This window comes from Maribacter litoralis, from assembly GCF_003075045.1.
Taxonomy (GTDB): Bacteria; Bacteroidota; Bacteroidia; order Flavobacteriales; family Flavobacteriaceae; genus Maribacter; species Maribacter litoralis.
Genome location: NZ_QCZD01000001.1, coordinates 19,930 through 32,259 on the forward strand (window position 1 = coordinate 19,930; position 12,330 = coordinate 32,259).

A 12,330-nucleotide genomic window follows, 5' to 3' on the forward strand; every position below is an offset into this window, starting at 1 on the left:
CAAAACCTATTTCATCACATTTTACAATACAATTAATACTATACTATGAATATAAAAAACTTATTTAAAGGTGCCATTTTGGTACTGCTAGCTTCCTGTTCGCCAGAATCGTCAAAATGGGAAAACTATACAGATGAAGGTACTTTTTTTGTGTACAGAAGACAATCGCAAATAGGAGAGGAGACGTATAATATAACTTCTAACAAAGATTCCATTATTGTAACGTCAATTCAAGGAGAAAATGAAAGAGGACGCATAAGTGGTGTAGAATCTAAATTGTATTTAACTACAGAACTTGAACCGCTATCTTATTACAGTAGACGTATATCTAAAAACGATACTACCAACATTTTTAAAATGGAAGTTAACGGTGATCAGGTGTCGGTATGGGAAAAACATTTTGATGTTGTTACCTCAAACAAAAAAGATGTCTTTTTTGGGGTAAATAGTAATATTCCTGCGGGTATAGAGATGATGCTGTATCACTACTATTTTAGCCAAAACGATATTGAGTCATTACCAACGCTACCAAGGGGCGAAATTTCTTTAACACATAGAGGGGAAGACACAGTACAGATAAATGGTGAAAATGTAGCACTAGACCGCTATGTGGTTGAAGGAATTAATTGGGGCGGTCGCACCATTTGGTTAGATAAATCTAAAAACTTGGTTGCCGTAGTTAAGGCAAATACACAAATAAGAGAGTTGATAAAAAAGGGTTATGAAGAAGCTAAACCATTTTTTATCAAGGGAAATGTTGAAGAGCAAATGGCTCAATTAAAAGAGTATACAGAAAGCGTTAAAGGTCCCGAATACCCAGTAACAGCATTGGTAGGCGGTAATGTTGTAGATGTTGTAAGCAACAACATTAAAGAAGACATGACGCTTCTAATTGAAGATGGTAAAATTGTGGCAATTGGTAAAAATGATGCTGTAGAAGTACCAAAAGGAGCTAAAATTATAGATGTTGCAGGCAAAACATTAATACCCGGACTTTGGGATATGCATGCACATTCTAACCAAGTTCAATGGGCACCGGCATATTTAGCTAGTGGTGTTACAACTATCAGGGATAATGGAAATGAATTGGAATTTGCTACCGCTTTTAGGGATGCAATTGCAAAAGAAGGAGCAGTTGGTCCGGATATTCTTTTAGCAGGTATGACAGATGGTCCTGGTCCTAAAGGAAACGGAATTATTAGAGCTAGATCTGTAGAAGAGGCAAAAGAGGTCGTTGGACTTTATCATAAAAATGGATATGAACAGATTAAAATTTATACGTCTATAGAACCGGAAATTTTAAAGGTCTTGTCGGAAGAAGCACATAAAGTAGGTATGACGGTAACAGGTCATGTACCGGCTTTGGTAGATGATACGCGTGTAGCGGTAGAAAGCGGTATGGATATGTTAAGCCATTACAATAGAATTATGGGTGCTCTTTTTCCTGACAAAAAAATATCTGAACTTGTTAAAGACGGACGTTATTTTTTGGCGCATAATGAAATTACCGATGCAATGGTAGACGACGCTATTGATTTTTATAAAGAGCATGGTACCGTTTTAGATGTTACCCTTGGTCTAGGGGTGATACGTACTTTACCAAAAGGAAATCCTGTAGAAACCATTGAACCAGATTCATATAGAATGGCTTATGAGCTTTTCGAGAGCAAAAGGTTTAGAGCTGGTTCCAAAGAAAAAACAGCTGCTTTATCAAAAGAAGATGTAACTAAAGCCGCTGAGGTAATTGGTAAGTTCTACAAAGCTGGTATACCCGTTGTTGCAGGTACAGATAATCACACTCCTGGATTTGGACTCTTCTTAGAATTGGAATCTTACGTAAAATATGCTCATTTATCTCCTCTAGATGCTATTAAAACGGCAACTATAATTCCTGCAAGAGCTATGGGATATGATGACGTTACAGGTACTTTAGAAATTGGTAAACAAGCAGATATTGCTATTCTAGAAAGTAATCCTTTAGAAGATATCAAAAATATCAGAAGTGTGTCTGCGGTAATGACCAATGGAAACTATTATGAAAGTGAGCCCTTGTGGGTCGCAGCAGATTTTAAACCAACTAGAGATTGATTATAAGGCTATAATTGGTTTAATGAATTGTTAATCGTTGTTTATAACTACCATCACTATAGAACAATGTTCAAGGAAAAAAATAGTATCAGTAATTTAATTTTATAAATGGCAGAAACACAAACAAATCCGCTGTGGAAAGAGGCTAAGATTAAAAATTATTTGCCACATATGACGGTGCCAGAAGTAGAGACATTTTTAACGAGGTCTGATTTGGTAATTATTCCCATCGGGGCTTTAGAACAGCATTCAAGCCATTTACCTATTGGTACCGATTTTATCAACGGTGTTGAGCTTTGTAAGCTCATCGCTCAAGAACGCGACGTTTTGGTGGCACCTGTATTAATGGCAGGTCAATCTCCTTATCATATGGCTTTTGCAGGAACCATTTCCTTAAGTGCAGAAACTATAATACGGGTTCATATGGAGACTGTTGAAAGTTTGGTGCAGAATGGCTTTAAGCGCTTCATATTTATGAATTCGCACGGAGGTAATAGAGCGATAACTACTTTTTTGGTGGATCAGATCAACCAAAAAACTTCGGCAGTTGCGGTAGATTATAGTGTAGCGATTGCTCCTTTTCTTACACCTGAAAAGACAGAGAAAGCAACCTCGTTGGACAGGCACGCAGGAGTAGGGGAAACATCTGATAGTTTGTATTTAATGCCGAGTTTGGTAGAAATTGATAAGGCTACAGAGCCAGGTGTACATCATCCAAAGCACTTAGAAAAAATGCTTCCCGATGTCATTAAAGAGGAACCAACGGCAAAGTTGTTATTCTTGGCTGAAGGATTAAAGGCTGAAGAAACAGGTAAAAAAACGTCAACTGTAGAAATGACAAAAACCGGTGTTTGGGGAGAATTACATCCTAAGGAAGCAACTTTGGAAAGAGGAGCGAATAACGCAAAAAGAATGGTAGCCGCATGTTCTAAATTCATTGATAAGTGGAATGAATATATACAGTAATGATTTTCAATAAAAATATCGTCATTAGTATGAAACAGCAATTGATTATTTTCCTTTTGGTACTCTTTGTCTATACACAAGTACGTTCGCAAGACCCTATTCTCTTTCCTGAACCACAAGTTGTTTTAAAGATTAAACCATCTGAAACGGACAGTAGAATTAAGAATGCCGATACGCCACATTTTATAGCATATAATCCATCTATAGAAAAGGGGAAACTGTTGCTTTTTATCCCGGGTACTAATGGTATTGCATTAAGAGGACCAATGCACCTATTTGCTACGGCCATTGATCAAGGGTATGCCGTAATTAATTTATCCTATATAAATACGCCCGCAATTGCTCGAATTTGTAAAAACGAAAACTTAGCGGCTAATTCTAATTGTGCGGCGGATTTTAGAAATTGGAGAGTATATGGTGTCAAAGAATTTGAATTAATTGAAGATGTTTCATACGATGCAATTGTAAATAGATTAACTAAGCTTTTACAGTATTTGGCTAAAAATGATAAACAAGGTGGTTGGAATCGGTTTTTAGATAATGGAGAACCAAAGTGGAGCGAAATTGCTTTAGCTGGCCAATCACAAGGAGGTGGAATGTCTGCCTTTATTGCAAAAACACACGTAGTGGCGAGGGTTATAGATTTTTCTGGTGGCTGGGATTATTCCGCTAAAAACAAAATTGCCAATTGGTATTTTGATACTAGTGCGACTCCCATCGACCGTTATTTTGCCACATATCATATAAAAGAACCTACCGCCGAGACAATCATTGAGACCTATAAAGCCATGAAAATTCCAGATAATCATATCTACGCATTTGATTTGGATGTACCTAAGGGTAAACGTGCACATTCTAATGGTGTCAGGAATTTAGGATATAAAGATCAATGGATCGAGTTACTTGGAAAAGGAAATTAAACATCCAATTTATTAATGAACAATAGTTGTATTATATGAGAATAAGAATATATCGCTACTGCTTTTTGATTTTGTTATTAGGCTCTTGTACGGAAGCTAAGAAAGATAAAATAGCCAAAACTACTATCGAAGAAAAAGGAAACTCTGAAATGAATTCTTTAGGACTGATAGGAGGTACCTCTTGGCATTCTACCATTGAATACTATAGTGCAATTAACCAGTCGGTAAACGATCATTACGGCAATAATACCAATTCTCCATTAGTGGTTTACACCTTAAACCAAGCGGAAGTACATAGATATCAAATAGAAAATAAATGGGATTCTATTGCACATATGCTTACCTACGCGGCAAAAAAGTTAAATAAGGCCGGGGCAACCTCTGTACTGTTTTGTGCAAATACACCCCATAAAGTATATGATTTAGTACAACAGGAATTAGATTTTCCAATTATTCACATTGCAGACGCTACAGCTAAAGAGATTCATAAAAGGAAAGTGAAAAAAGTGTTGTTCTTAGGTACTAAGTACAGTATGGAAGAAACGTTCATTACCAAGAGAATTGAAGATAATGGTATAGAGGTTTTAGTGCCAAAAGAACAGCCTGTTGTAGATGAATTACATAGAATTATAATAGAAGAGCTTACCTATGGTAAAATTGTGCCGTCTTCTAAAGAATATGTAATGGGCGTTATAGAAAATGCAAAGGAACAAGGTGCGGATGGGGTTATTTTAGGATGCACGGAATTTCCGCTTATGATTTTTCCCGAGGATCTTGATATCGCAGTTTTTAATACCACTGAGATTCATTCGAAGGCAGGTGTCGACTATATCTTAAAAAAATAATATGCAGTTTTCAAAACAGAATATTGGTCGCGTTTTAGGACCATTGGTTTTCTTCTATATTTTATTCTTTTTTCATCCAGATGATTTATCAGAAGCTGCCAATGCAGTATTAGCTTCAGTGGCCTGGGTAGCTATTTGGTGGATAACCGAAGCTATTCCTATTTACGTAACTGCTTTGTTGCCTCTAATTTTATTTCCTTTAACCGGTGGATTAAGTTTATCTGAAACGGCAACGTCTTATGGGCATAAATACATCTTTCTTTATATGGGCGGATTTATAATGGCCATTGCCATTGAAAAATGGAATTTGCACCGGCGAATTGCCTTAACGATCATAAACCTTATTGGTACCAACGTTATTAATATTATATTGGGTTTTATGCTGGCAACGGCGTTTCTTTCCATGTGGATTTCCAACACCGCTGCAGCAGTAATTATTCTACCTATTGCAATGGCTATTGTGCATCAATTGAATGACAATCCTGATACCGAAAAAAATGAGAACAAAATTTTTGGGAAAGCCTTAATGCTTGCTATAGCCTATAGTGCTTCTATTGGTGGAATTGGAACTTTAATCGGTACACCTACAAATTTGGTTTTAGCAGGGGTGGTACAGTCAACTTTTGGTAAAGAGATAACCTTCTCAGAATGGTTTGTTCTAGGGTTTCCAATCGCTATCATTTTACTTTTTTTATGCTGGTATTACCTTACTCGTTTTGCTTTTACTTTTAATCAAAAAGAATTTCCTGGCGGTCGTACCGAAATTGCCGCTAGATTAAAAGCATTGGGTAAAATGGGCTTTGAGGAAAAAACGGTTTTAGTGGTGTTTGCAGCAACAGCTTTTGCATGGATCGCCCGATCATTTCTATTACAAAGGCTCATACCCAAAATGGACGATACCATTATAGCGATGTGTACCGTGGTAATTTTGTTTTTGCTACCTACCCGTAAAAAAGGAAAAAGATTGATGGATTGGGAAGATGCTGTTAAGTTACCTTGGGGAATATTATTGTTATTTGGTGGCGGATTGACATTGGCACTAGGTTTTGATCAAAGTGGTTTAGCGCTTTGGATAGGGAGCAAGTTATCTGCTTTACAAATTTTACCATTCTTTCTATTGCTCATGATTTTAATCGCGATAGTAAATTTCATGACAGAGATAACTTCAAATATTGCTACAACAGCAATTTTATTGCCTGTTTTGGTTTCTTTAGCACCGGTATTAGGTGTACACCCTTATTATCTAATGATTGCGGCTACCTTGGCAGCTTCATGTGCATTTATGCTACCTGTGGCTACACCACCAAATGCCGTAGTTTTTGGATCTGGATATTTGGAAATGCAAGACATGGTAAAAAAAGGATTTTGGCTCAATATCATATCTATCATAATATTAACGGTTATCGTATATGTGGTACTACCGTTGGTTTGGGACCTGAATGCAATGGTTTAATAGGATTTAAAAGTTCAGTAATAATACTTCGAATAAATAATATTACAATGAGAATAGCTATAATAGGTTTTGGAAATATTGGTAAATACCTTGCGGAATGGATTGGTAATAATCCCACTTACGAATTATGTTATATAGTTGCCCGTAAAGATATTGACAAAGAGAAAATAGGTTTTAACCAAGCTATTCAATGTAGAAAAGAAATTACACCCGATTTAATTGAGGATGTAGATATTATTATTGAATGCGCAAATAAAGATGTCGTTACAAAATTATTGAAATTTCCCGAAATAGACCGTACTGGCTTAAAATTAATAATGATTAGTACCGGAGGTCTTTATGAGAATAAAATGGTTCTAGAAGAATTGAAAAATTGTGAGGTGATATTGCCGGTGGGTGCCATTGCAGGACTAGATGCCATAAAAGCTGTGAATGACGAAATTACTTCTATACAGTTGAAGACAACAAAACACCCTAAAAGTTTGGAAGGTGCTCCTTTTTTCGAGAATTCAACTATTAATCTTTCAGCAATATCAACGAGCCAAACCATTTGGGAAGGAAAAGTTAGCGAGGCAGTAGCACAATTTCCAAAAAATATAAATGTTGCTGCAAGTATTTATTTTGCTTCTAAATGTGAGGATTTGGTAATCAAAATAGTCGCTGACCCCAAGGCTACCAGTAATATGCATGAGATTACTTGCGAAGGTGGTTTTGGTAAAATTTCTACACGAACTGAGAACAAGCCGAGTCCGAGTAACCCTAAAACAAGTTTTTTAGCCGTTAAGAGTGTAGTTAGTGTTCTAAGAAATTTGAATACTAATATTAAAATCAATTAGCCTTTTGCTAGCTTAATGATTTTTGTTCTTCACAAGAAATATTACGAATGATAAAAAAAAGCTGGATTAGTGAACTAATGTTGTTCCCCAATTGTGTTCAGTCTTACGTTAACCTTAAAGTTTCAAATTTTTTTAATCAGAGTTTACAACTTTAAGGTTTTTTAATTCCCTAAGATCTAAGGAAGGTATCTTATTTAAATTGAGGTATTAATCCATGTAAATACATTAAGTATTCGATTTAGATATAGAAGTTTACCATTAGCCATTTAATTCACTTTCTTGTGCGCAAATAATAGTAAGGTTGTTGCTACCTTTTAGATGGTTAAGAATAGCACTAAGATATTTTTCTTTTCAGTCAAACTAAAAATATACACCACTATAAATTTAAGTGTTTGGCTATGATAATAAGCTAATTATTAATACGATAAACTATTTACTATCATGAAACAGAATAAAATATCACCATTATTTGGAACATATATAGGTTGTGCAATGATTGCATATTTTCTTCTTTTATCGCTAGTCGATTTACATAAGAAGCCCATTTTTAGTGCATTCAACCTAATTATAATGGGCGTAGGTCTCTACTATACTATTTCTAAATATAAAAATGAACAGAACGGAGTCTTTAAATATTTAAATGGATTTTGGGTCATTTTTCAAGCAGGAATAATCGCTACTTTCATCATAGTAGCATTTTTTGCATTATACATTACAGAGTTAAATGACGGAATTTTGACCGAGATGCTTACTACTTGGAAAACCAGTTATGACCTAACGCCCGGCTTTGCAGTATTAGGACTTGCCCTAATGGGCTTCTCTACAAGTATTATATGCGCCTTATTATTAATGCAGCTTTTTAAAAGAAGCTGGAACACTAAAGAGGGGCGAAAACATGAATTATAAATCAAGTTTGTATTATTGAGTTAGTGAAATCTCAATTTTGAAGTAATGCGGTTATTCAAATAAAAAGGCAGCTTATATCCTAAGATAAAGCTGCCTTTTTGCAGATATAAAGAAAGAAGATTTAATCTACTAAATCTTCCATTGATTTTACTTTATTCAAATCGGTTCTTATTTTAATTAGCTGTTCGCGAATTATGGATGCAACATTCGCTGGCAAGTCCTTATCATCTAGAACATCTTCATATTCTTCTACCGCTGATTTGTCTCCTCTAATCGCTTCTTCAAGCATAGATTCATCGTTGTCTGCAGAAAAGAAAGCTTTAATGTCCATCCACCCTCTGTGCAAGCTGCCGGTGAAGCTACCTTCGGTTTCAATCTCATCATAACTAGCTACTAGTTCTTTGTTCAGAGTCTGATTAAAGGTGCTGCGTTCTCGGGATTTGTTCTGAAAATATGCCTTTAAATTTTGATCTTTTGCATTCTCTGCCGCTTTTGCATATCCCTTTTGGGCATCACGGTTTTTTTCTAAAATTTCTTCTAATTGATTTACTAAGGTTCTATTCTTCGTTTCCATATTTTTTAGTTTTAATTATACTTAAAATTATGGGCTTAGAGGCATAAAGTTTGCCGTATTACATGTGGATTTTGATTCAAAAAGAATAGTCATAAACCTTTAACATATACTGTGTTAATTTGTTTAACGATTTAAGATGTTGTTGTTAATAGGGTTTTGATTTTCCATGGATTACGCTGCTTGTAGCTGGAAATTATTTTTGCGGTATGATAAGAATGTTTTTTAGGATTCAGCATATCTTGGAAATCCTCTAGAGTGGATATCGATTGAGAATTGTCTAGAAAGCCATAACCTTGATAGACGCCATGTAAGATCAGAACAAAACTGCGTTCTTCTTTAGTTCTTCCTTTTTCAAAAATTATATAATTATCGTTTTCGTTGTTAAGATAATCTAAGGCATTTTCTACTTTTTCATTATAAAGGCCTAGTTCTTCGTTTCCAGTGCAAATACCATCACATTCGGTATATTCACCATGGGTACATCTTCCTAATTTAGTTTTTAAACCAGTTTGTAGCGGACATAATCTAAACCTTTTTGTCAGTTCTATTAAACGTTGGGTTGCATCACCTCTTTTTAAGAATATTTCTGTCGGCACATGTTGATAAGGTCTTCTTTCTATCTTTATTTGGAGAATGCCCTTTCTGTTTTTTTGAGGTACTAAATGGTAGGTAACATAATCCTTTTTTTGGATGTAATTATGTGGGGGGGCTAATTTAGCGATTAGGTCTGCTTCTCGTAACAGTGCTATTAGTTCGCTACCTGTGGTTTCGTAGTCCACATGATAAGTTGCATTGCACAATATTAGTTCTTTCTCGTTAGAGCTATAAAAATGACTTAAAACCCTTTTTTTAATATCTTTTGCCTTACCTACATATAATACTTCCCCAAATTGATTTTGAAACTTATAAACTCCTGGTGAGTTGGGTAAGGAATTTAGTTTTTGATATTCAATATTCTTTGGTACAAAGTGCGTTTTTTGGTCCTTAGGTTCTAACATTTTAGAAATGATAGATTCATTATCATCTAACTGAAGTAACCTCTGAAATAATAGGGCAACTGCATTATTTCTTTCTGTTAGTTCATGTGATGATGCTAAGGGAATGTTTAAAACGCTAGTTAAATAGGGTAACTCATAATTGGTCATGTTTGGAAGGACCTTTTTTGACAAACGTTGTGTACATATTTGGGGTATTTTAAAGGAGTAACCCAAATATTTAAACTCAGATTGTAATGCATAATGCACAAATGATGCATTGTGAGCTACCAATAGATGACCATCAAGTTCTTTTAGAATTGTATTGGCAATTTCTGAAAAAGGAGGTGCCTGTAATAAGATAGTATCTGTTAAGTCTGTTTTTTGCTGAATATAACTTGGTAAACGTTCCTCAGGGTTGATATTTATCTGAAATACAGGTTCGTAATAATCACCCATAAGCTTGCTTATGGTCAATTGCACTATACGTAACGGATTTGGCTTGTAACCAAAGGTGGTTAACGATATGATGGCAAATTTTCTATTGGACATGTTCAACTATTAACTAAAATCCATACCAGAAGACAGGTCTAATTTATTTGGTTCAGGAGCATCTTTTACCGATTTAAAGTCATAGCCAATTGTTTCCTGAAGTACCAATCCATCGGGTATGGCGGTTAAAAAATAGGTCTCTGTGCCATCTGTTTGTTGACCGGCATTGGCAGGTATTGCTTTGCTGTGTATGGCAGATATTGATGCGGTATTTCTGGTGATGATCAACCTGTTTTTTGCACGGGTCAATGCCACATACAATACTCTGCGATCTTCCTCAATGGCATCAATATCATCTAAAGACCAAGATGATGGAAAAGATTTAGGAGATACATTTATAACTATACACACATCTGCTTCCAAGCCTTTTGCGGAGTGTATGGTTGATATGATTACATGGTCTTTTTCTTCTGCTGTAGCCAATTGAGATTCAGATAGAACTGGTGCGCCGTTCATTTTTTCGGCATTATCTAATAAACCTTCACCTATAAACTCTCCTAAACTAGAATAGCTATTGGCAAGCAGTTTTAATACTGGAAAATCTGCTTTTCGTTTTTCAATCCAATCTTTTCGATATCTAAAGGCCAAACCTAAAGACATGGCTTCGTAAGCGATATCGACCATTTTACCTACTTTACCTTTTTCCTTTTGTACGTCATTATACAATTCTGCGATTTTAATTCCGTCTTTGCCCGGTATTGCACCTTTTAACAGGGTAGGGATGTCGGTTTTACCTTCATCGGCTAATATAACCGCCATTATTCTTGATGCTCTAACTTCGCCTATTCCTTCCCAGAAAGTTAAAAACCTTACCCATGCAATTTCATCGTACGGATTATTGACTATTCGCAATAAGGAAACCAAATCTTTAATATGGGCGGCTTGTAAAAATTTACGTCCTCCATAAGTGACATAAGGTATTTTTCTTCTTATGAAAACCGCTTGTAAAGTTTTTGTGTAATATTGGGAGCGAGATAAAATAAGATGATCGGAAAATTGGCGGTCTTCATCTGTATAATTTTTTAAAATTTCATCGGCGACCCAATTTGCTTCTTGCCACTCGTCGCTCACATTGAGCAGTAATGGTACTTCACCACTTCCTCTAACCGATTGCAATTGTTTATTATAATCTATAGGGGACTTCTCTAAAAGCCAATTGGAAACATCTAAAATTTCTTGTGTGGAACGGTAGTTTTTTTCAAGCTTATAAACCTCTGCGTTAGGTACTCGTTCTTTAAATTGATGAACGTTCCTAAAATCTGCCCCTCTAAAAGAATAGATGGATTGTGCATCATCTCCAACACAGAAGAGATTACATATTTCAATAAATGGGGATAGTAATTCCCATTGTAAAGGGTTGGTATCCTGCATTTCATCTACAAGTAGATAATCAAGATTTTGGGATAAAAGTTTTCTCGCTTCAGCATTAGCTTTTAATTGAGTAGATACCACCAACAGTAAATCATCATAATCTAAATACCGTTGCTCCATCTTTTTCTTTTGATAAGCCCTTAACAGTATTTCAATATTGGGTTTTATCGCTGTGATTTCATACTCGGTATCTTTGTCTTCCTTGCCCTTATACACAAGACTACGAATAGATTCCGTTAAGTTCTTCTTTGTATTTCTGGCATAAGAATACACATCTAAAAGCTGTTGTGGTTTTATTCTCAGCTTGCTATACACTTCACTATGGTTGCCCGAAACCATTTTCATTAAACCCAATTGATCATCTGGATCAATTACCGTAAAATTTGCAGCCCCAAATAAGTTCGGGTATTTAATGATTAACTGATTGCACCAACTATGAAAGGTGGCGCCGCTTAAGGACTTTCCGTTTGACTGTGGTAAACTGGCTTTTACGCGTTCAACTATCTCGTTAGCAGCTTTTTTGGTAAACGTAAGTATTTGAATTTTAGACGGATTTGCTCCATTCTCGATCAAATATGCAGCCCTGGCAATAATGGTACGGGTTTTTCCGGTTCCTGCACCTGCCAGTACCAATAAGTGTTTGCCTGAAAATTCAACAGCTTTTAATTGCTGCTTATTTAACTCTTCTTTTAAGTGCATTTATATGTTGCAATTGATTTAAAGGTTGGCCAAAAGATGGCTAACGTAATTTTATTCAGTTATAAGCACATCGGTTGATGCTTTTAAAACTGAATGGTTCAATAAAATTGTAAGGAAGGTTGATTGCAGCTGTAAAATTAATGAAA

Annotated in this window: 10 protein-coding genes; 7 read left to right on the top strand and 3 right to left on the bottom strand. The window is 35.6% G+C overall.

Annotation, left to right across the window (positions count from 1 at the left end):
- The first annotated feature begins 45 nt into the window (after window positions 1-45).
- The 7 genes from DCS95_RS00090 (at window position 46) to DCS95_RS00120 (ending at window position 8,014) form a co-directional block, all read left to right on the top strand.
- The gene (locus tag DCS95_RS00090) at window positions 46-2,088 is read left to right on the top strand and encodes an amidohydrolase family protein (RefSeq protein WP_116768831.1); all 2,043 of its coding nucleotides are present in this window, start codon (window positions 46-48) and stop codon (window positions 2,086-2,088) included.
- A gap of 108 nt (window positions 2,089-2,196) precedes the next feature.
- Entirely contained in the window at window positions 2,197-3,054 is an 858-nt protein-coding gene (locus DCS95_RS00095; RefSeq protein ID WP_116768832.1) for a creatininase family protein, read from the top strand.
- A gap of 29 nt (window positions 3,055-3,083) precedes the next feature.
- Window positions 3,084-3,974, top strand: coding sequence for a BPSS1187 family protein (locus DCS95_RS00100; protein WP_116768833.1), 891 nt, complete (start codon window positions 3,084-3,086; stop codon window positions 3,972-3,974).
- A gap of 35 nt (window positions 3,975-4,009) precedes the next feature.
- Complete coding sequence (locus tag DCS95_RS00105) at window positions 4,010-4,819, top strand: aspartate/glutamate racemase family protein (RefSeq protein ID WP_116768834.1); 810 nt, start codon at window positions 4,010-4,012, stop codon at window positions 4,817-4,819.
- A gap of 1 nt (window position 4,820) precedes the next feature.
- Window positions 4,821-6,272, top strand: a complete 1,452-nt coding sequence (locus DCS95_RS00110; protein ID WP_116768835.1) for an SLC13 family permease — start codon at window positions 4,821-4,823, stop codon at window positions 6,270-6,272.
- Between the two features lie 47 nt (window positions 6,273-6,319).
- On the top strand, window positions 6,320-7,108 hold the full coding sequence (locus tag DCS95_RS00115) for an aspartate dehydrogenase domain-containing protein (RefSeq protein WP_116768836.1): 789 nt from the start codon (window positions 6,320-6,322) through the stop codon (window positions 7,106-7,108).
- A 441-nt stretch (window positions 7,109-7,549) separates the two neighbouring features.
- A complete protein-coding gene (locus tag DCS95_RS00120) occupies window positions 7,550-8,014 on the top strand; it encodes a DUF4199 domain-containing protein (RefSeq protein WP_116768837.1) in 465 nt (154 codons plus the stop codon).
- Window positions 8,015-8,135: 121 nt separating this feature from the next.
- Here the strand turns inward: DCS95_RS00120 and DCS95_RS00125 are convergent, their stop codons facing one another.
- The 3 genes from DCS95_RS00125 to DCS95_RS00135 form a co-directional block, all read right to left on the bottom strand.
- A complete protein-coding gene (locus DCS95_RS00125) occupies window positions 8,136-8,588 on the bottom strand; it encodes a ferritin-like domain-containing protein (RefSeq protein WP_116768838.1) in 453 nt (150 codons plus the stop codon).
- A gap of 131 nt (window positions 8,589-8,719) precedes the next feature.
- The gene (locus DCS95_RS00130) at window positions 8,720-10,114 is read right to left on the bottom strand and encodes an exonuclease domain-containing protein (protein ID WP_116768839.1); all 1,395 of its coding nucleotides are present in this window, start codon (window positions 10,112-10,114) and stop codon (window positions 8,720-8,722) included.
- Window positions 10,115-10,123: 9 nt separating this feature from the next.
- A complete protein-coding gene (locus tag DCS95_RS00135; protein ID WP_116768840.1) occupies window positions 10,124-12,184 on the bottom strand; it encodes an ATP-dependent helicase in 2,061 nt (686 codons plus the stop codon).
- Between the last annotated feature and the right edge of the window lie 146 nt (window positions 12,185-12,330).

Coding starts and splice junctions, on each gene's coding strand:
- DCS95_RS00090 (WP_116768831.1), top strand. CDS start 46: ATGAATATAAAAAACTTATTTAAAGGTGCCATTTTGGTACTGCTAGCT.
- DCS95_RS00130 (WP_116768839.1), bottom strand. CDS start 10,114: ATGTCCAATAGAAAATTTGCCATCATATCGTTAACCACCTTTGGTTAC.
- DCS95_RS00110 (WP_116768835.1), top strand. CDS start 4,821: ATGCAGTTTTCAAAACAGAATATTGGTCGCGTTTTAGGACCATTGGTT.
- DCS95_RS00120 (WP_116768837.1), top strand. CDS start 7,550: ATGAAACAGAATAAAATATCACCATTATTTGGAACATATATAGGTTGT.
- DCS95_RS00105 (WP_116768834.1), top strand. CDS start 4,010: ATGAGAATAAGAATATATCGCTACTGCTTTTTGATTTTGTTATTAGGC.
- DCS95_RS00135 (WP_116768840.1), bottom strand. CDS start 12,184: ATGCACTTAAAAGAAGAGTTAAATAAGCAGCAATTAAAAGCTGTTGAA.
- DCS95_RS00125 (WP_116768838.1), bottom strand. CDS start 8,588: ATGGAAACGAAGAATAGAACCTTAGTAAATCAATTAGAAGAAATTTTA.
- DCS95_RS00115 (WP_116768836.1), top strand. CDS start 6,320: ATGAGAATAGCTATAATAGGTTTTGGAAATATTGGTAAATACCTTGCG.
- DCS95_RS00095 (WP_116768832.1), top strand. CDS start 2,197: ATGGCAGAAACACAAACAAATCCGCTGTGGAAAGAGGCTAAGATTAAA.
- DCS95_RS00100 (WP_116768833.1), top strand. CDS start 3,084: ATGAAACAGCAATTGATTATTTTCCTTTTGGTACTCTTTGTCTATACA.